The organism is Acidovorax sp. AC410, from assembly GCF_979253235.1.
Window position 1 is genome coordinate 6906846 of sequence record NZ_CEEDCG010000001.1, and the last position, 23708, is coordinate 6930553.

The 23708-nt window shown below is 68.0% G+C and carries 22 protein-coding genes and 1 pseudogene; 5 read left to right on the top strand and 18 right to left on the bottom strand.

All coding sequences use genetic code 11. The features are described 5' to 3' along the window. Nucleotides 1-10: 10 nt before the first annotated feature. From lpxA to rpsB, 13 genes and pseudogenes are all read right to left on the bottom strand, one after another. Nucleotides 11-808, bottom strand: a complete 798-nt coding sequence (lpxA, locus tag AC0IZS_RS32090) for an acyl-ACP--UDP-N-acetylglucosamine O-acyltransferase (protein ID WP_471639358.1) — start codon at nucleotides 806-808, stop codon at nucleotides 11-13. A 13-nt stretch (nucleotides 809-821) separates the two neighbouring features. After that, entirely contained in the window at nucleotides 822-1262 is a 441-nt protein-coding gene (gene fabZ, locus AC0IZS_RS32095; RefSeq protein ID WP_322595751.1) for a 3-hydroxyacyl-ACP dehydratase FabZ, read from the bottom strand. Nucleotides 1263-1278: 16 nt separating this feature from the next. Then, nucleotides 1279-2259, bottom strand: coding sequence for a UDP-3-O-(3-hydroxymyristoyl)glucosamine N-acyltransferase (gene lpxD, locus AC0IZS_RS32100; RefSeq protein WP_471639359.1), 981 nt, complete (start codon nucleotides 2257-2259; stop codon nucleotides 1279-1281). Nucleotides 2260-2289: 30 nt separating this feature from the next. Beyond that, complete coding sequence (locus tag AC0IZS_RS32105; RefSeq protein ID WP_471639360.1) at nucleotides 2290-2811, bottom strand: OmpH/Skp family outer membrane protein; 522 nt, start codon at nucleotides 2809-2811, stop codon at nucleotides 2290-2292. Next, nucleotides 2811-5107: pseudogene (gene bamA, locus AC0IZS_RS32110) on the bottom strand (outer membrane protein assembly factor BamA). Before bamA ends, AC0IZS_RS32105 begins: the two are co-directional and overlap by 1 nt. A gap of 45 nt (nucleotides 5108-5152) precedes the next feature. Continuing rightward, on the bottom strand, nucleotides 5153-6514 hold the full coding sequence (gene rseP, locus AC0IZS_RS32115; protein ID WP_471639361.1) for an RIP metalloprotease RseP: 1362 nt from the start codon (nucleotides 6512-6514) through the stop codon (nucleotides 5153-5155). Nucleotides 6515-6575: 61 nt separating this feature from the next. After that, nucleotides 6576-7754, bottom strand: a complete 1179-nt coding sequence (ispC, locus tag AC0IZS_RS32120) for a 1-deoxy-D-xylulose-5-phosphate reductoisomerase (RefSeq protein WP_471639362.1) — start codon at nucleotides 7752-7754, stop codon at nucleotides 6576-6578. Further along, the gene (locus AC0IZS_RS32125; RefSeq protein WP_471639363.1) at nucleotides 7751-8608 is read right to left on the bottom strand and encodes a phosphatidate cytidylyltransferase; all 858 of its coding nucleotides are present in this window, start codon (nucleotides 8606-8608) and stop codon (nucleotides 7751-7753) included. Before AC0IZS_RS32125 ends, ispC begins: the two co-directional genes overlap by 4 nt. A gap of 8 nt (nucleotides 8609-8616) precedes the next feature. Next, nucleotides 8617-9348 carry a polyprenyl diphosphate synthase gene (gene uppS / locus AC0IZS_RS32130; RefSeq protein WP_471639364.1) on the bottom strand — a complete coding sequence of 244 codons (732 nt, stop codon included), beginning with the start codon at nucleotides 9346-9348 and terminating at the stop codon, nucleotides 8617-8619. A 29-nt stretch (nucleotides 9349-9377) separates the two neighbouring features. After that, a complete protein-coding gene (gene frr, locus AC0IZS_RS32135; protein WP_322595743.1) occupies nucleotides 9378-9938 on the bottom strand; it encodes a ribosome recycling factor in 561 nt (186 codons plus the stop codon). Nucleotides 9939-9998: 60 nt separating this feature from the next. After that, on the bottom strand, nucleotides 9999-10721 hold the full coding sequence (pyrH, locus tag AC0IZS_RS32140) for a UMP kinase (RefSeq protein ID WP_010457839.1): 723 nt from the start codon (nucleotides 10719-10721) through the stop codon (nucleotides 9999-10001). Between the two features lie 56 nt (nucleotides 10722-10777). After that, nucleotides 10778-11707, bottom strand: a complete 930-nt coding sequence (gene tsf / locus AC0IZS_RS32145) for a translation elongation factor Ts (protein WP_471639365.1) — start codon at nucleotides 11705-11707, stop codon at nucleotides 10778-10780. Between the two features lie 108 nt (nucleotides 11708-11815). Further along, a complete protein-coding gene (gene rpsB, locus AC0IZS_RS32150; protein ID WP_322595741.1) occupies nucleotides 11816-12568 on the bottom strand; it encodes a 30S ribosomal protein S2 in 753 nt (250 codons plus the stop codon). A gap of 169 nt (nucleotides 12569-12737) precedes the next feature. Between rpsB and AC0IZS_RS32155 the strand changes: the two genes are divergently transcribed. Further along, on the top strand, nucleotides 12738-14072 hold the full coding sequence (locus AC0IZS_RS32155) for an amidase (protein ID WP_471639366.1): 1335 nt from the start codon (nucleotides 12738-12740) through the stop codon (nucleotides 14070-14072). Nucleotides 14073-14121: 49 nt separating this feature from the next. Continuing rightward, nucleotides 14122-15354: an FAD-dependent oxidoreductase gene (locus AC0IZS_RS32160; protein WP_471639367.1), complete on the top strand. Its 1233-nt coding sequence runs from the start codon at nucleotides 14122-14124 to the stop codon at nucleotides 15352-15354. On the opposite strand, the gene AC0IZS_RS32165 is transcribed toward AC0IZS_RS32160, so the two are convergent. From AC0IZS_RS32165 to AC0IZS_RS32180, 4 genes are read right to left on the bottom strand one after another with little or no spacing between them, the layout of a single operon-like run. Then, nucleotides 15351-16571 (bottom strand): alpha-hydroxy acid oxidase, encoded by a 1221-nt coding sequence (locus AC0IZS_RS32165; protein WP_471639368.1) that lies wholly within the window; start codon nucleotides 16569-16571, stop codon nucleotides 15351-15353. The two genes, AC0IZS_RS32160 and AC0IZS_RS32165, sit on opposite strands and share 4 nt — an antisense overlap. Nucleotides 16572-16578: 7 nt before the next feature. Next, nucleotides 16579-17559 carry a Bug family tripartite tricarboxylate transporter substrate binding protein gene (locus AC0IZS_RS32170; RefSeq protein WP_471639369.1) on the bottom strand — a complete coding sequence of 327 codons (981 nt, stop codon included), beginning with the start codon at nucleotides 17557-17559 and terminating at the stop codon, nucleotides 16579-16581. Between the two features lie 42 nt (nucleotides 17560-17601). After that, nucleotides 17602-18300, bottom strand: coding sequence for an RraA family protein (locus tag AC0IZS_RS32175; RefSeq protein WP_471639370.1), 699 nt, complete (start codon nucleotides 18298-18300; stop codon nucleotides 17602-17604). Nucleotides 18301-18304: 4 nt separating this feature from the next. Continuing rightward, complete coding sequence (locus tag AC0IZS_RS32180; RefSeq protein ID WP_471639371.1) at nucleotides 18305-19294, bottom strand: hydroxyacid dehydrogenase; 990 nt, start codon at nucleotides 19292-19294, stop codon at nucleotides 18305-18307. Between the two features lie 79 nt (nucleotides 19295-19373). On the opposite strand from AC0IZS_RS32180, the gene AC0IZS_RS32185 reads away from it, so the two are divergent. Beyond that, nucleotides 19374-20333 (top strand): LysR family transcriptional regulator, encoded by a 960-nt coding sequence (locus AC0IZS_RS32185; protein ID WP_471639372.1) that lies wholly within the window; start codon nucleotides 19374-19376, stop codon nucleotides 20331-20333. Nucleotides 20334-20351: 18 nt separating this feature from the next. Then, entirely contained in the window at nucleotides 20352-21872 is a 1521-nt protein-coding gene (locus AC0IZS_RS32190) for an NAD(P)H-hydrate dehydratase (protein WP_471639373.1), read from the top strand. An 18-nt stretch (nucleotides 21873-21890) separates the two neighbouring features. Here the strand turns inward: AC0IZS_RS32190 and AC0IZS_RS32195 are convergent, their stop codons facing one another. After that, nucleotides 21891-22628, bottom strand: a complete 738-nt coding sequence (locus AC0IZS_RS32195) for a helix-turn-helix transcriptional regulator (protein WP_471639374.1) — start codon at nucleotides 22626-22628, stop codon at nucleotides 21891-21893. Between the two features lie 79 nt (nucleotides 22629-22707). Here AC0IZS_RS32195 and AC0IZS_RS32200 point away from each other — a divergent pair, with 79 nt between their 5' ends. Beyond that, a complete protein-coding gene (locus tag AC0IZS_RS32200) occupies nucleotides 22708-23700 on the top strand; it encodes an alpha/beta fold hydrolase (protein ID WP_471639375.1) in 993 nt (330 codons plus the stop codon). Nucleotides 23701-23708 lie beyond the last annotated feature (8 nt).

Below are 23708 nucleotides of genomic sequence, written 5' to 3' on the forward strand. Positions count from 1 at the left end.
TGGCAAGGGATCAGCGCGCGATGCCGTGGGCGGCGCTGTCGAGGAAAGCATCCATCAGCGCCACATCGCCGGCCGCTTCGGGCATCTCCCCGGGCAGGGCCAGGATGAGCTTGCGCGCCTCGTCCAGGGTCAGGCCCTGGCGGTACAGCAGCTTGTGCATCTCACGGATGGCGGCGATGCGCTGGGCCGAGAAATCGCGCCGGCGCAGGCCCACCAGGTTCACGCCACGCACGGCCAGCGGACTGCCGTCCACCACCATGTAGGGCGGCACGTCCTTGTTGACGTGGCTGGAGAAACCGACCATGGTGTGTGCACCCACGCGCATGCGCTGCAGCACGCCCGTGAGACCGCCCACGGTGGCCCAGTCACCCACATCCACATGGCCGGCCAGCGTGGTGTTGTTGGCCAGGGTGGTCTGGTGGCCGATGGTGCAGTCGTGTGCCACATGCACGTAGGCCATGATCCAGTTGTCGTCGCCCACCGTGGTCTCGCCGCGGTCCTGCACCGTGCCGGTATTCAGCGTGCAGAACTCGCGGATGGTGTTGCGGTCGCCGATCACCAGGCGCGTGGCTTCACCGGCGTACTTCTTGTCCTGCGGAGCGGCACCCAGCGAGGCGAACTGGAAGATGCGGTTGTCCTGGCCGATGCTGGTGTGGCCCTCGATGACGCAGTGCGCACCCACCGTGGTGCCGGCACCGATCACCACGTTGGCGCCGATCACGGCATACGGCCCGACCTGCACCGAAGGGTCCAGGCGGGCGCCCTCGGCGACCACGGCGGTGGGATGGATGTTGCTCACGTTCGACACCGACTGGAAAGAATCAACCCACCTGGCGCATGGTACACATCAGTTCGGCCTCGCAGGCCACCTCGTCGCCCACGCTGGCCAGGCCCTTGAACTTCCAGATGCCACCGCGCACGCGATCGATGGTGATGGTGAGGATCAGCTGGTCGCCCGGCTCCACCGGCCGCTTGAAGCGCGCCCCGTCGATGCCGACGAAGTAGTAGATGTTGTTCTCGTCCGGCACCTTGCCCATGGCGTCGAACGCCAGCAGCCCCGCAGCCTGGGCCAGGGCTTCGAGGATCAGCACACCGGGCATCACCGGACGGCCCGGAAAGTGCCCCATGAAGTACGGCTCGTTGAAGGTGACGTTCTTGATCGCCTTGATGCGGGTGTTGCTCTCCAACTCGATCACCTTGTCCACCAGCAGGAACGGGTAGCGGTGCGGCAGTTGCTTGAGAATCGCGTGAATATCCATCATCGAGTTGTTCTTCCGTTCATGCTGCCTTGAGAGCTTGCTCCAGCGCCTTGATGCGCTCTCGCAAGCTGTGCAGTTGTTTGAGTGTTGCAGCGTTTTTTTCCCACCGCGCATTGTCGTCGATGGGGAACATGCCGGTGTACTGGCCAGGCCGTGTCAGCGAGCGGGTAACGACCGTGGCCGCCGAAATATGCACGTTGTCCGCCAGCTCCAGGTGACCCAGCACGATGGCGCCGCCACCCACGGTGCAGTGCGCGCCGATGGTCGCGCTGCCGGCCACGCCGACGCAGCCGGCCATGGCCGAGTGCTTGCCGATGCGCACGTTGTGGCCGATCTGGATCAGGTTGTCGAGCTTGACGCCATCCTCGATGACGGTGTCGTCCAGGGCTCCGCGGTCGATGCAGGTGTTGGCCCCGATCTCCACGTCGTTGCCAACGCGCACCGCGCCCAGTTGCTCGATCTTGACCCACTGGCCCTTCTCGGGCGCAAAGCCGAATCCGTCGGCCCCGATCACCACGCCTGAATGCACGATGCAGCGCTCGCCGACATGGCAGTTCTCGCCCACCGTCACGCGCGATCTGAGCACCGTGCCGGCACCGATGTGCGCACCGCGCTCGACCACGCACAAGGGGCCGATGGTGGCGCTGGGATGCACCTGCGCCGAGGCATCGACCACCGCACTGGCATGCACCCCGCCCTGCCCTGCAGGCGCGGTGTGCTGGCGCCACAACTGCGTGGCGCGGGCGAAGTAGACATAGGGGTTGTCCGCCACGATGCAGGCGCCGCGTGCCACGGCAGCCTCGCGCATCGCCGGGGCCACAATGACACAGGCCGCCCGGGAGGCGGCCAGTTGCTGCTGGTAGCGGGGGTTGCTCAGGAAGCTGAGGTCACCCGGCCCCGCAACCTCCAGCGGCGCGATGCGGGAAATGACGGTATCACCCGCCCCCCCCTCCAGCGTGCCCCCCAGCGCATCGACGATGTGCCCGAGACGCAAGCTCACACGCCACCTGCCCAGCGCTGGTGCCGCTGCTTACTTGGCAGGCGCTGCATTGAGCGCCTTGATCACCTTGTCGGTGATGTCGTGCTTGGGATTGATGTAGGCGACTTCCTGCAGGATCACGTCGTACTTTTCGGCCTCGGCGACCTGCTTGACGACCTTGTTGGCGCGCTCCTGCAGGGCTGCGTACTCTTCGTTGCGGCGGGCGTTCAGGTCTTCCTGGATCTCGCGGCGCTTGCGCTGGAAGTCACGGTCCTGGTCCACCAGCTGGCGCTGGCGGATGGCGCGCTGGCTTTCGGCCAGCGTAGGGGCTTCGCGCTCGAATTTTTCGGAAGCAGTCTTCAGGGAATTGCCCATGTCCACGAGATCCTTCTCGCGGCGCGTGAATTCCTGTTCGAGCTTGGCCGACGCCGCCTTGGCCGAGTTGGCCTCGCGCAGGATGCGGTCGGTATTGATGAAACCGGCCTTGAAGGACTCTTGCGCTTGCGCGGGAACCGCCATGGCAAAGCTGCCAAGCAACATGACCAGGGCGAAATGGCGGGAAAGGGAGTTCATTAGAAAGACGTTCCAATCTGGAATTGCAGTTTCTGGATTCTATCGCCAGCAAACTTGCGTACCGGTTGTGCAAAGGCCAGGCGCAGCGGGCCCAGCGGGGAAATCCAGCTCAGGCCCAGCCCCACGGAGGCTCGCATGTCGCTGGCGGTTACTTTTTCATGCTCGCCATACACATTGCCTACATCCATGAAGGTAAAGACGCGCAGCGTACGGTCGTTGCCCGCACCCGGGAAGGGCGCGATCAGCTCGGCATTGAGGGTGACCTTCTTCGGGCCGCCCAGGGAGGAGCCCGTCACGTCGCGCGGGCCCAGGGTACCCTGGTCGAAACCACGCACCGAGCCGAGACCGCCCGAGTAGAAGTTCTTGAACACGGGGAACGGCCGGCCATTGAGGCCCTTGCCGATGCCCAGTTCACCGTTGAAGGCCAGCGTGAAGCGCTTGTTCAGCGGAACATACTGCTGGTACTGGTAGTTGGCGCGCACGTAGCGGGCGTCGCCCGCCACCGACCATTCGGAATTCAGGCGCTGGTAGCGGCCCGAGTTGGGGGCCAGCGCGCTGTCACGGTCATCGCGCGACCAGCCGACGGTCAGCGGGATCGAGGTGCTCTTGTAGCCGAAGTTGTCGGCATAGGCCAGGTAGGTTGCCGGGATGTTGGTGCCAGCCTTGATGGTGGTCTGCTCCAGCCCCCCCCGAAGAACACCGTATCCGTCTCGCTGAAGGGCACGCCAAAGCGCATCGAACCGCCGGTGGTCACCAGCTGGTAGTTGCCACCCTGGTCCTCATAAGGCTTGTCGGTGCGGTAGTACAGGTCCACCGTGCGCGAGATGCCTTCATCGGTGAAGTAGGGATTGGTGGTGCTGAACACCAGCGTGCGGCGGTACTTGCTGGTGTTGACGTCCACACCCAGGTAGTTGCCGGAGCCGAAGAAGTTTTCCTGCTTGATGCCGAAGGACAGGGACACCTTCTCGGCGCTCGAGAAGCCCACGCCCATCTGCAGCGAGCCCGTGGGTTTTTCGGCCACGTTGATCACTAGGTCCACCTGGTCGGGCGAGCCCGGCACTTCCTGCGTCTCGACGTTGACTTCGGTGAAGAAGCCCAGGCGGTCCACGCGGTCGCGCGAGAGGCGGATGCGTTCGCCGTCGTACCAGGAGGCCTCGTACTGGCGGAATTCGCGGCGGATCACTTCATCGCGCGTGCGGTTGTTGCCGCTCACGTTGATGCGACGCACATAGGCGCGGCGCGAAGGCTCGACCTGCAGCACCAGGGCCACGCGGTTGTTCTCGCGGTCGATCTCGGGCACGGCCTCCACGCGCGCAAAGGCAAAGCCGAAACGGCCGAAGTACTCGGAGAAGGCCTTGGTGGTCTCGGTCACCTGGTCGGCGTTGTAGGGCTCGCCGGGGCGGATGGTGATCAGCGACTTGAATTCATCCTCGCGCTCCAGGTAGTTGCCTTCGAGCTTGACACCCGAGACCACGAAGCGCTCGCCTTCGAACACGTTCACGGTGATCGAGATGCCCTGCTTGTCGGGCGAGATCGCGACCTGGGTGGACTCCACGCGAAACTCCAGGTAGCCGCGCTGCAGGTAATAGGTGCGCAGGGTTTCCAGGTCGGCATTGAGCTTGGCACGCGAATAGCGGTCGGACTTGGTGTACCAGCTGAGCCAGCCGCCCGTGTCCTGGTCGAACAGGCCCTTGAGCGTGGATTCGCTGAAGGCCTTGTTGCCCACCACGCGCACTTCGTTGATGCGCGCGGGCTCGCCCTCGACCACCGAGAAGGTGAGGTTCACGCGGTTGCGCTCGATCGGGGTTACCGTGGTCACCACCTCGGCGCCGTACAGGCTCTTGTTGATGTACTGGCGCTTGAGTTCCTGCTCGGCGCGGTCGGTCAGCGCCTTGTCGTAGGGGCGGCCTTCGGTCAGGCCGACTTCGCGCATGCTCTTCTTGAGGGCATCCTTGTCGAACTCGCGGGTGCCGGCGAAATCCACGTCGGCAATCGTGGGGCGCTCTTCGACCACCACCACCAGCACGTTGCCCGAGGCTTCCAGGCGCACGTCCTTGAACAGGCCCAGGCCAAACAGCGCGCGGATGGCCGCAGCGCCCTTTTCGTCGTTGTAGTCATCGCCCACGCGCAGCGGCATGGATGCGAAGATGGTGCCGGGCTCCACGCGCTGCAGGCCCTCCACGCGGATGTCCTGCACCTTGAAAGGCTCCAGTGCCCACGCCGCGTTGGCGACAAAGACCATGGCTGCAATGGCCGATGCGGTACGCACGCCCAGGCGATTGATTGGATTTTTCATGAATGAAACTGGAGCCGCCCTTGCAAGGCAAGGGCAGAAAAATGGTTAGCCAAAAAGCCGGGTGATATCGTTGAACAGGGCAATGGACATCATGAGGAGCAGCACTGCGACGCCACCGCGCTGCAGCCGCTCCAGCCATGCGTCCGACACTTGCTTGCCCGTCACGCCCTCCCAAAGATAATACATCAGGTGCCCACCGTCCAAAACAGGCAGCGGCAGCAGGTTCAGCACCCCCAGGCTCACGCTGATCAGCGCCAGGAACACCAGGTACTGCGTGAGGCCCAGGCTCGCCGAACGGCCGGCGTAATCCGCAATGGTCAAGGGCCCGCTGAGGTTCTTGAGGGACGCCTCGCCGATCACCATGCGCCCCATCATCTTCAAGGTGAGCAGCGAAACATCCCAGGTCTTGACCACGCCGGTCCAGAAACCTTCGAGCACGCCGTATTCAACGGTTACAAATTCAGGGGACGCACCCACGTAGGCACCGATGCGGCCGACTGTTGCGCCGAGTTCGGGCTGGGCGTCGGGCAACACCTCCAGCGTGAGCGAGCTCCCGGCTCGGTTGACCAGCCAGGGCTGCGACAGCGGCTCCGTGCCCCGCATGGACTGGCGGATCAGCTCGCGCAGTTGCTGCCCGTCGACCACCTCGGTGGCGCCGATCTTGAGCACCACGTCGCCCTGCTGCAGGCCTGCGCGTTCCGCCGCACCCTTGGCCATCACCTCGCCCAGCACCGGGCGGGTCCAGGGGCCGAGGATGCCGATCTTGCGAAACAGCTGGGCATCGGCCTCGCGCGCGTCGATCTTCGACATGTCCAGCACCATCTCGCGGTGCGCGCCGGTCTGCGGCTGCACGTCCAGGCGCACGGATTCCCCCTCCAGCGCGCCGCGGGTCAGCAGCCAGCGCAGGTCTTCGAACGAGCGCACGGGTTCCAGTTCATCCGAACCCAGGGCCGCACGCTGCACCAGTTCGCCGCCGCGCAGGCCGGCACTGTGGGCCACCGATCCCGCCACAGGGCTGGCCAGCACGGCCTTGGGTTCCTCGACACCATTCCAGTTGACGATGGAGTACAGCAGCACCGCCAGCAACAGGTTGGCAAGCGGGCCGGCGACCACAATGGCCGCGCGCGAGCGCAGCGGCTGGGTGTTGAAGGCCAGGTGGCGCTCTTCGGGCGCCACAGGCGCCTCGCGTTCGTCGAGCATGCGCACATAGCCGCCCAGCGGGAAGGCGCCGAGCACGAATTCGGTCGGGGAACCCTTGGGCCGCCAGGTGAACAGCGGCTTGCCAAAGCCCACGGAAAAGCGCAGCACCTTGACACCGCAGGCCACGGCCACGCGGTAGTGGCCGTATTCGTGAACGGCAATCAAAAGCCCCAGGGCAACGACAAAGGCAACAAGGGTCAGCAGCATGGGAGGCTCCGTGGGTCAACAGGGACAGCAGCGGGGGCCATCGGGTGAAAGATGGAACCGGTCAGGCGGCCAGCAGGCCGGCGGCCTGCTCTGCCGCCCTGCGCGACTGGGCGTCCAGATCGAGCAGCGCTGCCAGGGAATCCGGCTTGGAGGGCGAAACCGCGTCCAAAGTTGCAAGGTTGACGGCGTGGATGTGGTCAAAACGCAGCCGGCCCGACAAAAACCGCCCTACGGCCACCTCGTTGGCCGCATTGAGCACGGCCGTCGTGCCTTCGGCCGCCTTGAGCGCCTGCCAGGACAGGTGCAGGCCGGGGAAGCGGATGGCGTCGGCGTCCTCGAAGGCCAGCGCGCTCAGCGCCGAGAAATCGAGCCGGCTGGCACCGCTGGCGATGCGCTCGGGCCAGGCCAGGCCCACGGCAATGGGCACGCGCATGTCGGGCGTCCCCAGTTGCGCGAGGATGGAGGAGTCCTTGAACTGCACCATCGAGTGGATGATCTGCTGCGGGTGGATCACCACCTTGATCTGGTCGGGCGCCAGGTCGAACAGCCAGCGCGCCTCGATCACTTCAAGGGCCTTGTTCATCATGGTGGCGGAATCGACCGAGATCTTGCGCCCCATCGAGAAATTGGGGTGCGCGCAGGCCTGCTCGGGCGTGATCTCCGACAGCGTGGCCGGGTCGCGCTGGCGAAACGGCCCGCCCGACGCGGTCAGCAGGATGCTGTCCACCCGGTCCGGCCAGGTGGCGGGGTCCTCGGGCAGGCACTGGAAGATGGCCGAATGCTCGCTGTCGATGGGCAGCAGCGTCGCACCGCCCTCCCTGACCGTCTGCATGAACAGGCCGCCGCCGACCACCAGAGCCTCCTTGTTGGCCAGCAGCAGGCGCTTGCCCGCACGCGCAGCCGCGAGGCAGGGCGCGAGACCCGCGGCACCGACGATGGCGGCCATCACGGAATCCACGTCGGGGTGGGAGGCAATAATTTCGAGCGCGTCGGCCTCGTACAGCACACGGGTGGCCAGGCCATTCTGGCGCAGCTTGTCCTCGAGCTCACGGGCATGGGGCGCGCTGGCCATCACCGCGAAACGGGGCGCGAACTGCGCGCACTGCGCCAGCATCAGGTCGACCTGCGTGGCCGCGCTCAGCGCAAAGACCTCGAAGCGGTCGGGGTGGCGCGCCACCACGTCGAGGGTGCTGGTCCCGATGGAGCCGGTGGAGCCGAGAACGGTAAGCCGTTGTTTCATAGAGGGGTCGTCAGGCTCGTGAGCATCATCGCCAGGGGAAGGGTGGGCAGCAGGGCATCGACGCGGTCGAGCACGCCGCCGTGGCCGGGCAGCAGGTTGCTGCTGTCCTTGACGCCGGCGCTGCGCTTGATGAGCGACTCCACCAGGTCACCGGAAACACTCATCGCCGTCATGAACAGGGCCGCCACCACCAGCAGCCACCAGCCCTGGCGGGCCATGCGGCTGTAGAAACTGAGCACCTCGGCCTGCCAGTGGGCATCGGCCGCCACCCAGGCGAACGAAAGTACCAGCACGCCCGCCAAACCACCCCACACACCTTCCCAGCTCTTGCCGGGGCTGATGGACGGGGCCAGCTTGCCCTTGGTGAAGCGCAGGCCGAAGGCGCGTCCCGCAAAATAGGCAAAGATGTCGGCCACCCAGACGAGGACCAGCACCGACAGCAGGAAGTTGATGCCCACATGGCGCGCCTGCACCACCGCCAGCCAGGCCAGCCACAGGGCCAGCACGCCGGCGACCAGGCGCACGGCCGCCGGGATGCGCGGCCAGCCGGGAACGCCAGCGCGCAGCAGCCAGGCCGTGCCCAGCACCCACAGGGCCCCGCCCACAATCCACAGCACCGTCAGCGGCTGCGCGAGCCAGCCCAGCGCCCACGAGCCCAGGCACAGCGCCACACAGGCGGCCCCGACGGCGAGCGAGCCCGCCTGGCCAAAGCCGCACAGGCGGCCCCATTCCCAGGCACCGGCGGCCATGAGCACCAGCACCACCACGGTGAACGGCAGGGGCGAGCCATAGAACAGCGCTGGCAGCAGGATGGCCAGCAGGACAAGGGCAGTGATGACGCGCTGTTTGAGCATAGGGCCTTTCAGCCCGGCATCGGATCGGGATGCGCGGACAGGAGCTGTTCAGAGGTTTTGCCGAAACGGCGTTCCCGCGCACTGTAAGCCGCAATGGCTTCGTCGAGGGCGGATTCGTCGAAATCCGGCCACAGCCGGTCGCTGAAGAACAGCTCCGAATAGGCCACCTGCCAGAGCAGGAAGTTGCTGATGCGCATCTCCCCGCCGGTGCGGACCACGAGGTCCGGGTCGGGCACGTGGGACATGCCCATGGCCGCGTTCAGGCTGGCTTCGGTGATGGGCTCGCCCTTGGCAGCCAGGGCCGCCGCGGCCTGGGCAATGTCCCAGCGCCCGCCATAGTTGAAGCAGACGTTGAGCACCAGGCGCGTGTTGTGGGCCGTGGCGGCCTCGGCCTGGGCCAGGCCATCGCGCACCTTGGCCGAGAGGCCCGCGCGCTCGCCCACGAAGTACAGGCGCACGCCGTCCTTCATCAGTTGGGGCACCTCGCGCGCCAGCGCCATGGCCAGCAGCTCCATGAGGCCGGAGACCTCTTCGGCCGGCCGGTTCCAGTTTTCGGAAGAGAAGGCAAAGACGGTGAGCACGCCCACGCCGCGCTGCACGCAGGCGCGTGCGCAGCGGCGCAGTGAATCGACCCCTTGCTTGTGGCCGGCCAGGCGCGGCAGGAAGCGGCGCGTGGCCCAGCGGCCGTTGCCATCCATGACGATGGCGATGTGGTGCGGCACCACCTGCGGTACAGACATGTAGAACGATCGAGCCCGTGAACCGGGGCTCAAACCGCCATGATTTCCTGTTCCTTGGCCGCCACCAGCGCATCGACTTCGGCGATGTGCCGGTCGGTGAACTTCTGCACGTCGGCTTCGGCGCGCTTCTGGTCGTCTTCGGACGCCAGCTTGTCCTTGACCAGCTTCTTGACCGCCTCATTGGCGTCACGGCGCAGGTTGCGGATGGCGATCTTGGCGCTCTCGCCTTCAGTGCGGGCCAGCTTGGTCATTTCCTTGCGGCGCTCTTCGCTCATCGGCGGCATGGGCACGCGGATCAGGTCGCCCATGGAGGCCGGGTTCAGGCCCAGGTCGCTTTCGCGGATGGCCTTTTCGATCTTGGCGCCCATGCCCTTTTCCCAGGGCTGCACGCTGATGGTGCGCGAGTCGATCAGCGCCACGTTGGCCACCTGCGACAGGGGCACGAAGGAGCCGTAGTACTCGACCTGCACGCTGTCGAGCAGCGAGGGGTTGGCACGACCCGTGCGGATCTTCTGCAGGTTGTTCTTGAAGGCCGAGATGGACTGGTCCATCTTGGTCTCTGCGTTCTTCTTGATGTCGGCAATCGTCATGTTTTTCTCCTCGGGGCGGACCAGAGACGGGCCGGCACGCAGCCAGCCCGTGCATCGTCATCAGGCGTAGACCAGCGTGCCTTCGTCCTCGCCCATCACCACGCGCTTGAGCGCACCGTGCTTGATGATCGAGAACACCCGCACCGGCAGCTTCTGGTCACGGCACAGGGCGAAGGCGGTCGCATCCATGATGCCCAGGTTGCGGGACATGGCCTCGTCGAAGCTGAGCTTCGTGTAGCGCGTGGCCGTGGGATCCTTCTGGGGGTCGGCAGTATAAACGCCGTCCACCTTGGTGGCCTTGAGCACCAGCTCGGCGCCGATTTCGGCACCGCGCAGGGCCGCAGCCGTGTCGGTGGTGAAGAAGGGGTTGCCCGTGCCGGCCGCGAAGACCACGACCTTGCCCTCTTCGAGGTACTGCAGCGCCTTGGGGCGCACGTAGGGCTCGACCACCTGTTCGATGGCAATGGCGGACATCACGCGGGCCACCAGACCCTGCTTGTCCATCGCATCGGCCAGGGCCAGAGCGTTCATCACGGTGGCCAGCATGCCCATGTAGTCGGCGGTGGCCCGGTCCATACCGACCGAGCCGCCCGCGACGCCACGGAAAATATTGCCCCCACCGATCACCACCGCCACCTGCACACCCAGGCGGGTGACCTCGGCGATCTCCTCCACCATGCGTACGATGGTGGCGCGGTTGATACCGAAGGCGTCATCCCCCATCAGCGCCTCACCAGACAGCTTGAGCAGGATGCGCTTGTGGGCTGGTGCAGCGTTGGACATGGGAAATTTCTCCGGTAGGTGGTGCAGGGCTTTGGTGGGGTTGTTGCAGGGAGCGATCAGGCAGCGGCCTTGGCGGCAGCCACCTGGGCGGCCACTTCGGCTGCGAAGTCGTCAACCTTCTTCTCGATGCCTTCGCCCACCACGTACAGGGTGAAGCCCTTGACGGTGGTGTTGGTGGCCTTGAGCATCTGCTCGACGGTCTGCTTGCCGTCCGCAGCCTTCACGAAGACCTGGTTGAACAGCGAGACTTCCTTGAGGTACTTCTGCACGCCGCCTTCGATGCGCTTGGTCACGATCTCGTCGGACTGCACGGGCTTGCCTTCGGCTTCGGCCTTGGCCTTGTCTTCCGCTGCCTTGGCAGCAGCCACCGAGCGTTCTTTTTCGATCAGGTCGGCAGGCACGTCGGCGCTGGTCAGGGCCACGGGCTTCATGGCGGCCACGTGCATGGCCACGTCCTTGGCAGCCGTTTCGTCACCTTCGAACTCGACGACCACGCCGATGCGCGTGCCGTGCAGGTACGAGGCCAGCTTGCTGGCGCCGCTGAACTGCTTGAAGCGGCGGAAGGACATGTTCTCGCCGATCTTGCCGATCAGGCCCTTGCGCACGTCTTCCAGCGTGGGGCCGAAGCTGTCTTGCTCGTAGGCCAGAGCGCCCAGGGCAGCCACGTCGGCAGGGTTGTGCTTGGCGATCAGTTCGGCAGCGGCGTTGGCCAGTGCGATGAAGCTGTCGTTCTTGCTCACGAAGTCGGTTTCGCTGTTCACTTCGACCAGGGCGCCGGTGGTGCCGCTGATGAAGCTGGCGACCACGCCTTCGGCAGTGATGCGCGAAGCGGCCTTGCCAGCCTTGGTGCCCAGCTTGACGCGCAGCAGCTCTTCGGCCTTGGCCATGTCGCCGTCGGCTTCCGTCAGGGCCTTCTTGCATTCCATCATGGGGGCATCGGTCTTGCCACGCAGTTCGGCAACCATGCTTGCGGTAATTGCAGCCATCTTTGTTCCTTCGGTGTTCAGTTCAGTGAGTCTTCAGATTCGGGCTAAAAAAAAGGGGGCTAACCAGGAGCCCCGCTTTTGTTCGCGACGGATCGCGCAGCCGGGCTATCAGGCGGCGGCTTCTTGCACTTCCACGAATTCGTCGCTGCTCTCGGAGGTAGCGGCCTTGACGACTTCGTTCACTGCGTTGGCACGGCCTTCGATGATCGCGTCGGCGATGCCGCGGGCGTACAGCGTCACGGCCTTGGCCGAGTCGTCGTTGCCGGGGATCACGTAGTCGATGCCTTCGGGCGAGTGGTTCGTGTCGACCACGCCGATCAGCGGGATGCCCAGCTTCTTGGCTTCGGCCACGGCGATCTTGTGGAAGCCCACGTCGATGATGAAGATGGCGTCAGGCAGTGCAGCCATGTCCTGGATGCCGCCGATGTCCTTCTCGAGCTTCTCGATCTCGCGGGTGAACGTGAGCTGTTCCTTCTTGCTCAGGCTGTCCAGGCCGGTTTCCAGCTGGGCCTTCATGTCCTTCAAGCGCTTGATCGAGGTCTTCACGGTCTTGAAGTTCGTCAGCATGCCGCCCAGCCAGCGCTGGTCAACGAAGGGAACACCGGCGCGCAGGGCTTCGGTGGACAGGATTTCGCGGGCCTGGCGCTTCGTGCCGACCATCAGGATGGTGCCGCGGTTGGCAGCCAGTTGCTTGGCGAACTTCTGTGCTTCCTGGAACAGTGGCAGCGACTTTTCCAGGTTGATGATGTGGATCTTGTTGCGGTGGCCGAAGATGTAGGGGGCCATCTTGGGGTTCCAGAAGCGGGTTTGGTGACCGAAGTGGACACCGGCTTCCAGCATTTCGCGCATGGTAACGGACATAAAAATACTCCAAAGGTTAGGTCTAAAATCAGCCCCAATATTTGCAACGCCGTGTTTCCCACGAACGCTGCAACACCTTGACAGGGCTGGTTTGCGATTGGTTTTGCTACAAGCCGCCACGCGCAAAGCGCTACTGCTCCCAGCAAAACCCAAGGATTCTAGCACACCCATGCTTGCCGACCTTCTTGCCACCCGCGCGGCCCTGCGGGCTGGCGCCAGCACCCCGGCCGCCGAACTCGAACGCTGCATCGCAGCAGCCCAGGCCCCGGCGAATGCCCACACCTTCCTGCAGACCCGGTTCGATGCGGCACGCACCACGGCGGTGCAGCCCGGCGTGGCGCTCAAGCCCCTGGCCGGCCTGGCGATCTCGGTCAAGGACCTGTTCGACGTCGCCGGCCAGCCCACGGCAGCAGGCTCCACGGCGCTCGCCGACAGCACCCCGGCGCAACAGGACAGCCCGGCCGTGGCGCGCCTGCGCGCGGCCGGTGCCAGCCTCATCGGCCGCACGAACATGGTCGAATTCGCCTTTTCCGGCGTGGGGGTGAACCCCCACTTCGGCACGCCCGCCGCCTGGGACGCGCGCTTTGGCGCCCTGCCTGGCCAGGCGCGCGTGCCCGGCGGCTCATCGTCAGGGGCGGCGGTATCCGTGGCCACCGGCGCGGCCTTCGTGGGCCTGGGCTCGGACACGGGCGGCTCCATCCGCATCCCGGCCGCCCTCAATGGCATCGTGGGCTTCAAGAACACGCAGCGCCTGGTGCCCACTTCGGGCGCGGTCCCCCTGTCCACCACGCTGGACACGGCCTGCGCCATGACGCGCAGCGTGGGCGATGCCATCGTCGTACACGAGCTGCTGTCGGCCACCCGCGTCACGCGCAGCCCTGCCCCGCTGGCCGGCTACCGCCTGGCCGTGCCCACCACCCTCTTCCTGGACGGCATGGACGCCACGGTGGCCCAGGCCTTCGAGCGCACACTGGACACCCTGCGCCGGGCCGGCGCGCGCATCGACACCATCGCCCTGCCCGAATCGGCCCAGCAACCCGCGTACGGCTTCTCGCCCCCCGAAGCCTATGCCTGGCACCGCGAGCTGCTGGCACACAAGGGGGACCAGTACGACCCGCGGGTGCGCGCCCGCATTGAAAAGGGAGCCACGCTCGCGGCCTGGGAATACCTTGCCCTCATCCAGGCGCGCTGCGCCTGGCAGGAGCGCATGCACGCCGCCATCGACGGCTATGACGCCCTGCTCTCGCCCACCGTGCCGATCACGGCGCCAACCATCGCCAGCGTGGCACCGGGCAGCGAGCGCGACGGGGAATTCTTTCGCGTCAACACGCTGCTCCTGCGCAACACCAGCCTCGTGAATCTGCTGGACGGCTGCGCTCTGTCCCTGCCCTGCCACGTGCGGGGGGAACTCCCGGTCGGCCTGATGGTCTGGCATGGGGCCTTGCGCGACGACGGTGTGCTCAACGCCGGCCTGCGCATCGAAGAAGCGCTGCAAGAAAAATAACAATTGCCGTTTGCTGCAAAGCAGCAAACGCAAGCCATACTTCCCATTCATGAAGATTGCCATCGTGGGCGCCGGCATCATCGGCGTCACCACCGCCTACGAACTGGCCCGCGACGGCCATGAGGTCACCGTGTTCGAGCAGCGCAACGCCGCCGCCGAAGATGCCAGCTTTGCCGCCGCCGGCCTGCTGGCCCCCGTGCTGCCCAGCCCCTGGTCCCTGCCAGGCATGGCGCCTGCCGTGCGGCTCCTGGGAGCGCAATCGAACGTGCGCCTGGCCCAGGGCTTTGGTCGCGCCGACGTGTCCTGGCTGTGGCACTGGAAGCGCCTCGCAAAGCGCGGCCCCGGCCCGGCCACCGCACTCGAGCGCCTGGCCCAGTACAGCCTGGCGCGCACCCTGGAGATCGCAGCCGGGCACGAACTTGACTTCGAGGCCAGCCCCGGCCGCCTGCTGCTGCTGCGCACCGAACAGGACCGGGCCCACCTGCAACCCGCCTTGCAGTGCCTGCGCGATGCGGGCGTGGCCGTGCAGGAGATCGATGCCGCCGCCGCACAGAAGCTCGAGCCCGGCCTGTCGCCCGAAACACCGCTGGCCGGGGCCATCTCGCTGCCCGGCGCTGCCGCAGGCAACTGCCGCCTGTTCGCGCAACTGCTGCGCCAGGGCACACAGGCGGGGGGCGTGCAATTCGCCTTCGGCACGCGCGTGGACCGCCTGGCGACCAACCCCATGGGCGTGGTGGTGCAGGGCGAGGCCACACCGCGCCGCTTCGATGCCGTGGTGCTGTGCGCCGGCATGGCCTCGGCCAGCCTGCTGCCGGCGCTCGGCCTGCCGCTGCCGATGACGGCCCTGTACGGCTACTCCGTCAGCGCGCCGCTGCGCGAAGACACGCACGCCCCGCAGGCCAGCGTGGTCGACATGCAGCAGCAGATCAGCATCACCCGCCTGGGACTGCGCGTGCGCATCGCCGGAGGCGCCGAGCTGGGCAGCGCCCACGCGGAGCACCACGCCCCGACCCTGGCGCGCCTGTACCGCACCCTCAACGACTGGTTCCCCGGCGGCGCACAGCTCTCGGGCGGTGTGCAGGCCTGGCGCGGCGCACGCACCATGCTGCCCGACGGCGCGCCCGTGATCGGTGCCAGCGGCATACCCGGCCTGTGGCTCAACACCGGCCACGGCACGGGCGGCTTCGCCCTGGCCAGCGGTAGCGCCCGCGCCATCGCCGACCTGGTGGCCCAGCGCAGCCCCGGGGTGGACCTGGACGGCCTGGGGATGCGGCGGTTTTAGGGCCGCAAGGGCACGACCCGCCCCTGGCTCAGATCCGAAACACGCGCGGCCCCCAGCAGCGCCATGTTGCGGTGGATCTCCTGCTGCAGCAGGCCGATTCCGTGGGCCACGCCGGCTTGGCCGGCCACCGCTGCGGCGTACAAAAAAGGCCGGCCGACGAACACGAAGCGTGCGCCGAGCGCAATGGCCTTGAGCACGTCGCTGCCGCGGCGCACGCCGCTGTCCATCATCACCGGGATGTCGGGCACCGCCGCGACGATCCCGGGCAGCACGCGCAGCGGCGAGACCGCGCCGTCGAGCTGGCGGCCGCCATGGTTGGAGACGATGATGCCATCCGCCCCGCAGTCGCGTGCCGCCTGCGCATCCGCCACGCTGAGGATGCCCTTGACCACCAGACGCCCCTGCCAGAGCCGGCGTATGCGCCGCAGGTGTTCCCAGTCCAGGTGGTCGCGCGCGCCGAAATCCCGCGCCGCGTTGCGCGACAGGATGGGTGCGCCCCGCGTGGCCTGGGAGTTTTCGAAATGCGGCATGCCATGGCGCAGCAGGGTGCGCGCAAAGCTGCCCAGCAGCCAACGCGGATGCGACACGCCCTGCCAGGCCAGCGACAGACTGGGCCGCAGCGGGCTCGAAAAGCCCACGCGCACGTGGTTCTCGCGGTTGCCCGAGACGGCGGTGTCGGCCGTGACCACCAACGTGCCGTAGCCTGCACGCGCCACGCGCTCCACCAGCGCCTCGATGCGCGCCACCTCACCCGGCACATAGGCCTGGAACCACGCATCCGGATTGGCGCGGTGTACGTCCTCCAGCGTGATCAGTGCCGTGCCACTGCAGACCATGGGAATGTCGGCCTGCCCGGCGGCCTGCGCCAGCGCCAGATCCCCCTGGTAGGCCGCCAGGGCACACATGCCCATCGGTGCGATGCCGAAGGGCGAGGACCAGGTGCGGCCCCACAGCGTGGTGGCCTGCGAGCGCTGGGCCACACCCTGCAGCACGCGCGGGACGAAGGCGTGCTCCGCAAACGCACTGCGGTTGCCGGCCAGCGAGGCATCGGTTTCGCAGCCACCGGCGACGTAGCCGAACACGGGGCGCGGTAGCAGGCGGCGCGCGGCGGGCTCGAAATCCTCCAGCGACAGGATGGGGCGCAGGCGCCGCGGCGTATGGGCCGCCACCGTGCGCGAGCCACCCGAAGGGACGGTCAGGGTCTGGGCAGCGGTCATGGCCAGCCTACTCGATGCGGATGTTGGCCTCGCGGATCAGCGCACTCCACTTGGCATGCTCGGCCTTGATGTGGGCGGCGAACTGCTGCGGCGTGCCAGGCGTGGGCTCGCTGCCTTCTTGCGCGAGCTTTTCCTTCACGTCCGCGCGGGCCAGGATCTTCTGCGCCTCGGCATTGATGCGCGCCACCGCCTCGGCCGGCATGCCGGCCGGCCCCACCAGGCCCAGCCAGGTGGTGGCATCAAAGCCCGCAAAGCCCTGCTCGGCCACCGTGGGCACGTTGGGCAGCGCACCGATGCGGCGTGCCGAACTCAGCGCCAGCGCGCGGATCTTGCCCCCCGCCAGTTGCCTCATCACCGAGACGGTATTGCCGAAGTAAGCCTCCACCTGGCCGGCCAGCAGGTCGTTCAAGGCCGGGCCCGCACCCTTGTAGGGCACCTGCAGCAATTCGATGCCCGCGCGCCGCTCCAGCAACTCGCCTGCCAGGTGGCCCACCGTGCCATTGCCCGCCTGCGCCAGGCCCACCTTGCCGGGCTGTGCCTTCGCGGCCTTCACGAAATCGTCCAGGGTCTTGAGTGGCGAATCGGCCCGCACCACCAGCACCACGGGCTGATCGGCCACCGAGACGATGGGGGTGAGGTCCTTGAGCGGATCGAACGGCATCTTCGGGTACAGCGAGGGGTTGATGGCCAGATTGGCCGCCTGCCCCATGCCGATGGTGTAGCCATCCGGCGGCGCCTTGGCCACGAAATCCAGGCCGATGTTGCCGCCCGCGCCGGGCTTGTTGTCGACCACCACCGTCCAGCCCAGCAGGGAGCTGAACTTCTCGGCGATCAGGCGCGCGGTGGTGTCGGTGCCGCCGCCGGGCGGAAACGGCACCACGAAGCGCAGGGGCCGCGCAGGGTAGCCCACAGGCGACTGCGCCAGTGCCGGGGCAGTGCCGGCTGCGGCAGCCGCCGCTGCCGCCATCAGGAATTCACGTCGTTGCATGCTTTGTCTCCTCGTTGTGGTTCTTGAACAGTGCCCGCGCGCTCAGACTGGGCAGCCCCGCTGGCGCAGCAGTGCGTTGAAGCGTTCGGGGTCGGGCGTGCCGGCCCGGTTGCCGGCGCGGATCTTGTCTTCACGCGCCGCATGGGCACGTACCAGCGGCAGCAGGGCCGCGGCCTGGGCGGCAGGCACGCACAGCACGCCATCGGCATCGCCCAGGACCAGATCGCCCGGCGCCACGCTCATGCCTGCGCAGGCAATCGGCACGTTGACCTCGCCCGGGCCATCCTTGCTGGGGCCGCGGTGGGTGTGGCTGCGCGCATAGGCGGCCACACCGCCCTCGGCCCACTCCGCCAGGTCGCGGATCGCGCCGTCCACCACGAAGCCGGCGATGCCGCGCGCCACGGCGGTGGTGCGCATGAGCCCGCCGATCAGTGCCTGCGTGGGATCGCCAGCACCATCGATCACGATGACGTCGCCGGGCTGCGCCATCTGCAGCGCGACGTGGATCATGAGGTTGTCGCCCGGGCGTACGCGCACCGTGATGGCCGGCCCGCACAGGGTGAGCTTGAGGTCGCCGTGGTAGGCAGCGAGGCCCAGGGCGCCCACGCCGCGGCCCAGGCAGTCGCTGGCATGCGCCGCAGGCACTGTGCGGAAGGCAGCCACGAGTTCGGCGTCGAGTGCGCCCACGCGCGGGTTCACGGCATAGCCGGGTGGCCAGGGAGGGTTGTTGGCAGTGGTCATGGTGTCAGGCCGCAAGAGCCTTGGTGGAAAAGACATGGGGATTGGCGCAGCTGCGCACGTCGGGCAACTGGCCTTGCAGGTAACCGAGCACATTGCGCGCAGCACCTTCGGCCATGGCATCGAGAGCCGCCGCCGTGGAGCCCCCCACATGCGGGGTGAGCACCACCGAAGGCAGTTGCGCCAGCGCATGGCCGGCGGGCAGTGGCTCGGTGGCCATGGTGTCCAGGCCGGCACCCGCCAGACGGCCATCGGCCAGGCGGGCGATGAGGGCCGCCTCGTCCACCACCTCGCCACGCGCGGTGTTCACCAGCAGCGCACCGGGCGGCAACAGATCCAGCGCGGCGCCGTCGATCAGGCCGCGCGTGGCGGCATTGAGCGGCACGTGCAGGCTGAGCACGTCGCTCACCGCCAGCAGCGAGGCCAGCGCAGCATGCAGCTGCACGCCGGGCACGGGCGAAGGGCCCTGCAGCGCAGGATCGAAGGCATGCACCTGCATGCCCAGGGCCTGGGCCACGCGCGCCACGCGCTGGCCCACCTGGCCAAAGCCCAGCAGGCCCAGGCGGCGGCCGGCGAGTTGCAGACCATCCTGCGCACGCGTCCAGCGGCCGGCGCGCAACTCGGCGTCCAGGCGCACGATGCCGCGGGCCGCGGCCAGCATCAGGCCGATGCTCAGCTCCGCCACCGAGGCCGCGTTGGCGCCCGGCGTCACGTACACGGGAATGCCCTGGCGGGTGGCAGCCTCCACGGCAATGTTGCTCACACCCACGCCGTGCTTGGAGATCACCCGCAGGCTCGGGCAGGCGGCGATGGCCTCGGCAGACAGGTCCACCGTGCGCGAGATCACGGCATCGAAGGGCGTGGCGGCCAGTTGGCGCAGCACTCCGGCGCTGTCGTTGGCACCCCGCAGGAAGTGGACGGTGCAGCCGTGCTGCTGCAGCAGGGCCAGGCCGGAAGGCGCCAGGCGGGGTGCGGTCACGAAGATCTGAAAGGTCATGGAGCGCGATTCTCGGAACCACAATCCATTCCGTCTATTCGATAATGATCATTGAATCATCACTTTTGGATATGAAACGATGGACTTGCACCTGCGCGACCTTCGCTTCTTCGAGACCGTGGCGCGGCTGGGCCACCTGGGGCGTGCCGCCGAGGAGGTGGGCCGCTCGCAGCCCGCGCTGACCAAGTGCATCCAGCGGTTGGAGGACCTGGTCGGCAGCCCGCTGTTCGAGCGCGCGGGCCGGGGCATCCGCCTCACGCGGGTGGGCGAGGTGCTGCTGGCGCGCTGCAGCCTGCTGCGCTCGGCCAGCGACGAACTGCTGCGCGAGGTGCGCGACTTCGCCGAAGGCTCGGCCGGCCAGGTGGCCCTGGGCAGCGGCCCCATCGCTGCGGAGCACCTGGTGCCCGAGCTGTGCCGTGCCGTGCTGGCCGAGGCGCCGCGCGTGCGCATCGATGTGGTGGTGGGCCCCAGCGCCGAACTGCGCACCCAGTTGCGCCAGGGCCAGCTCGACCTGCTGGTGGGGCTGGCGGTGGACGGTGACCCCGAGCTCGAATCCCATGGCCTGGTGGAGGACGTGGTGGTGGTCGCCGCCGCGCGCACGCACCCGGTGTTCCGCCGGCGCACGCTGGAGATGCGCACCCTGCTCGACTACGGCTGGGCGCTGCCCAGTGCGCACATCCCCAGCCGGCAATGGCTGGACCTGGCGTTCAGCGCGCGCGGGCTGCCCACGCCCGAGGTGCGGCTCGAAAGCGGCTCCATCGCCTTGCTGCCGCGCATGGTGGCCCGCACCGACCTGCTGACCTTCGTATCGCGCCACACCCTGGCCCTGGAGCGCGGGGCAGCGCTGCGCGAGGTGGCACTGCCTGCCACCACGCTGCGCCGCATGCTGGGCGTGACGCACCGGCGCACGGGCTACCTGTCGCCCGCCACGCAGCGCGTACTGACTCTGCTGCGCGAGCGCAGCGAGGAACTGTTCGGGAACATGGCGCCCACAGAGACACCCGCCCGCGGGCGCAGAAAGGCCCGCCCAGGGCCTTGACGGCGCACAATGCGCGGCATGCACCGCATCACCCCCGCGCACCCCCATGCACTGCACCACACCGCCGCCACGCGCCGCATCGAGCGAGAAGCCGCCGCCGACCTGCCACCCCACACGCTGATGCAGCGCGCCGGACTGGCCGTGGCGCAACTCGCCCAGGCCCTGGCACCCCATGCAAGCACGGTATGGATCGCCTGCGGCGCGGGCAACAACGGCGGCGATGGCCTGGAGGCCGCCATGCACCTGCGCCTGGCCGGGCGCCGGGTGGTGGTGACCTGGCTGGGCACGCCCGAGACCGCACCGCCCGACGCACGCCAGTCGTGGGAGCGGGCCCTGGCCGCCGGGGTGGAATGGGCCGATGCGCCCCCCACCGACCTGACCCGGGCCGACCTGTGCATCGATGCCCTGCTGGGCATCGGCATCACCGCGCCGGCACCGGGTGCCACACCACGCCTACCCCATGAGCGCCTGCTGGCCTGCCTGCGGCAACTGCAGGCCAGTCCGGCACCCGTGCTGTCGGTGGACCTGCCCTCGGGCCTTGGTGCAGACACCGGCCAGTTCGGCGCGGGTCTGGCGTCCGAAGCCTTCCTGCACCATGCCCCCTCGCCACGCCATACGCTGAGCCTGCTCACGCTCAAGCCGGGCCTGTTCACCGCTGCCGGGCGCGATGCAGCGGGCAGCGTATGGCTCGATGACCTGGGCGTGGCACCCGGTCATGAGCCTCCCAATGCCTGGCTCATGGGCCCACCCCTGGCCGCGCCGCGCGCGCATGCCAGCCACAAGGGCAGCCATGGCGATGTGGCCGTGGTGGGCGGCGAAGGCCTGTCCCAGCGCGGCATGGGCATGGCCGGCGCAGCCTTGCTGGCGGCATCGGCGGCACTGCACCAGGGCGCGGGCCGCGTGCTGGTGGCGCTGCTGGATGCGGGCCACCAGGAAGTTGACCTTCAGCAGCCCGAGCTGATGCTGCGCCGCTTCGGCGCGCTGGAGCTGGAGCAGCTCACCGTGGTCTGCGGCTGCGGCGGTGGCGAGGCGGTGGGCAGCGTGCTGCGCGAAGTGATCGTGCATGCGGCACGCCTGGTGCTCGATGCCGATGCGCTGAACCTCATCGCGCGCGACGCAGCGCTGCATGCCCTGGTGGTGGCGCGCGGCCAGCATGGCCAGCCCACCGTGCTCACCCCGCACCCGCTGGAGGCCGCACGCCTGCTGGGCCTGACCATTGCCGAGGTGCAGGCCGACCGGCTGGATGCCGCCCAGCAATTGGCCGCCCAGTTCAACTGCGTGGCCGTGCTCAAGGGCTCGGGCACGGTGGTGAGCGCGGCCGACCGCGTGCCCGCGATCAACCCCACGGGCAATGGCCGGCTGGCCACCGCCGGCACGGGTGACGTGCTGGCCGGCATGGTGGGCGCTCGCCTGGCGGCGGGCGCCAGTGCCTTGCGCGCCGCCAGCGAAGCCGTCTACGCCCATGGCCTGGCGGCCGACCGCTGGCCCGAGGGCCAGGCCCTGACGGCCAGCGCACTGGCCCGGCGGATCGGCCGCTGACCGCCCCCGCCCCGGGCATCACGGCACCAGCAGCACCTCTTTCAGGGGTTTGAGCACGCTCGACGGCGTCATGCCGAAGGTCTGGCGGAACATGCGGCTGAAATGCGCCGAATCGGAAAACGCGCCGTGCAGGGCAGCGTCGGTCAGGCGCGGGCTGGTCGCGAGGCCCGCCATGGCCAGGCGCACCTGCGACCACACCCGGTAGCTGCGCAGGCTGACGCCCATCTCGGCACGGAACAGGTGGTTGAAGCGCGAGGCCGACAGCTGCACTTCGGCCGCCAGTCCATCGCGCAGGAGCCGGCCGTCCCCCGGCGTGCGCAGGGCCTGCAGGCTGTGCCGTACGCGCGCATCGAGCGGTGCCGCCGGCGCCCACGGCAACCGCAGCAGGGAATGCAGGTCGAAGTGGCGCAGGTAGCCCTCCATGGCGCTGCGCGCACCCACGGGAATGGCCACATCCAGGACCACAGGCCCTCGCTGATCGAACTGGCGGCGCAGGCCGCGGGCCTCGCGCGAGTCGGGCTCCAGGTACATCAGCGCCACCTGCTCGCCGCAGGGGTCCAGCAGGTGCTGCACGCCCGCATCGACCAGCGCGCTGTGGCAGGTTTCGACTTCACCGGGCTTGAGGTGCAGGGCGAACCGGCCCGACAGGCCGATCAGCAGCACGGGGGCGGCATGGCAATGCCAACCCGTCGCGGGCAGATCCCCCACATAGAGCGCGCGGTCAGACCCGAGGGTCAGGGTGCTGTGTGTCGGCATAGCCCAAACATGCAAGTTTTCAAACGCTGCTCCCGGTAGCCTTCAAGCGCAATCCATCCCCCACCACGGAGACCTGTTCTTGAAGCGCATCCTCATTTCTACCGCCGCGGCACTGGCACTGGCCACCACCGCGCTCTATTACGGCACCCCCAGCTGGTTCAAGCAACCGTTGCTGGACCTCAACCGCCAGCTTTCGGGCCTATCGGCCAAGACCGTCCGCATCGCAGGACACGAAGTGCATTACCTGGACAGCGGCCCGACCCAGCCCGGCACGCCACAAGGCCATGGCGACCTGCCCATCATCCTGCTGCACGGCATTTTTGCAGAGAAGGACCACTGGGCGGATTTTGCGCGCCCCATCACCACCACGCACCGCGTGATCGCACCCGACCTGCCGGGCTTTGGCCAGAGCACGCGCGACGAGGCCCTGCCCTACGACTACGCGGCCCACACCAGGCGCCTGCGCGAGCTGATGGATGCCTGGGGCATCGACCGGGCCCACCTGGCCGGCAACTCGATGGGCGGCACCGTTGCGGCACTGCTGGCGTTGGAACACCCGCAGCGCGTAGCCAGCGTGGCTTTTATCGGCGCACCGCACGGGCTGCGCTCGCCGCAGCCGAGCCGCATGGACCAGCTCATCGATGCCGGGCAGCGCCCGCTGGTGGCCGCCGATGCCGCCGGGTTCGATGCCATGATGGCGCTGGTGTTCGAAAAGCGCCCATTCCTGCCCTACCCCATCCTGCACGCCACAGAACAGGCGGCCGCGCGCAATGCAACATCCAACGCGCGGTTGTGGGACGCGCAGCTCAAGGACCGGCATCTGCTGAGCCAGCGCCTGGCGACAGGCCTGCAACAACCCACGCTGGCCCTCTGGGGCGAGCAGGACCGCGTGTTCGATATTTCGGGCAGCGAGACACTGCGCACCCTGCTGCCGGGAGCGCGCATCGAGCGCCTGGCCGGGATCGGCCACCTGCCCATGATGGAAGTGCCCGGCGACACGGCGCAGCGCTACCTCGCGTTCCTGCAACAGACAACACCGCAGGACCCGGACAGCCGCTCAGCACGGCCCTGAAAAAACCA

Bases quoted from the DNA above. Each gene is read 5' to 3' on its own strand.
- AC0IZS_RS32195 (WP_471639374.1), bottom strand. From the start codon at position 22,628: ATGCCGACACACAGCACCCTGACCCTCGGGTCTGACCGCGCGCTCTAT.
- uppS (WP_471639364.1), bottom strand. From the start codon at position 9,348: ATGTCTGTACCGCAGGTGGTGCCGCACCACATCGCCATCGTCATGGAT.
- AC0IZS_RS32175 (WP_471639370.1), bottom strand. From the start codon at position 18,300: ATGACCACTGCCAACAACCCTCCCTGGCCACCCGGCTATGCCGTGAAC.
- rpsB (WP_322595741.1), bottom strand. From the start codon at position 12,568: ATGTCCGTTACCATGCGCGAAATGCTGGAAGCCGGTGTCCACTTCGGT.
- pyrH (WP_010457839.1), bottom strand. From the start codon at position 10,721: ATGTCCAACGCTGCACCAGCCCACAAGCGCATCCTGCTCAAGCTGTCT.
- AC0IZS_RS32170 (WP_471639369.1), bottom strand. From the start codon at position 17,559: ATGCAACGACGTGAATTCCTGATGGCGGCAGCGGCGGCTGCCGCAGCC.
- AC0IZS_RS32125 (WP_471639363.1), bottom strand. From the start codon at position 8,608: ATGCTCAAACAGCGCGTCATCACTGCCCTTGTCCTGCTGGCCATCCTG.
- AC0IZS_RS32165 (WP_471639368.1), bottom strand. From the start codon at position 16,571: ATGACCGCTGCCCAGACCCTGACCGTCCCTTCGGGTGGCTCGCGCACG.
- tsf (WP_471639365.1), bottom strand. From the start codon at position 11,707: ATGGCTGCAATTACCGCAAGCATGGTTGCCGAACTGCGTGGCAAGACC.
- AC0IZS_RS32160 (WP_471639367.1), top strand. From the start codon at position 14,122: ATGAAGATTGCCATCGTGGGCGCCGGCATCATCGGCGTCACCACCGCC.
- AC0IZS_RS32180 (WP_471639371.1), bottom strand. From the start codon at position 19,294: ATGACCTTTCAGATCTTCGTGACCGCACCCCGCCTGGCGCCTTCCGGC.
- rseP (WP_471639361.1), bottom strand. From the start codon at position 6,514: ATGCTGCTGACCCTTGTTGCCTTTGTCGTTGCCCTGGGGCTTTTGATT.
- AC0IZS_RS32105 (WP_471639360.1), bottom strand. From the start codon at position 2,811: ATGAACTCCCTTTCCCGCCATTTCGCCCTGGTCATGTTGCTTGGCAGC.
- ispC (WP_471639362.1), bottom strand. From the start codon at position 7,754: ATGAAACAACGGCTTACCGTTCTCGGCTCCACCGGCTCCATCGGGACC.
- frr (WP_322595743.1), bottom strand. From the start codon at position 9,938: ATGACGATTGCCGACATCAAGAAGAACGCAGAGACCAAGATGGACCAG.
- fabZ (WP_322595751.1), bottom strand. From the start codon at position 1,262: ATGATGGATATTCACGCGATTCTCAAGCAACTGCCGCACCGCTACCCG.
- AC0IZS_RS32155 (WP_471639366.1), top strand. From the start codon at position 12,738: ATGCTTGCCGACCTTCTTGCCACCCGCGCGGCCCTGCGGGCTGGCGCC.
- AC0IZS_RS32185 (WP_471639372.1), top strand. From the start codon at position 19,374: ATGGACTTGCACCTGCGCGACCTTCGCTTCTTCGAGACCGTGGCGCGG.
- AC0IZS_RS32190 (WP_471639373.1), top strand. From the start codon at position 20,352: ATGCACCGCATCACCCCCGCGCACCCCCATGCACTGCACCACACCGCC.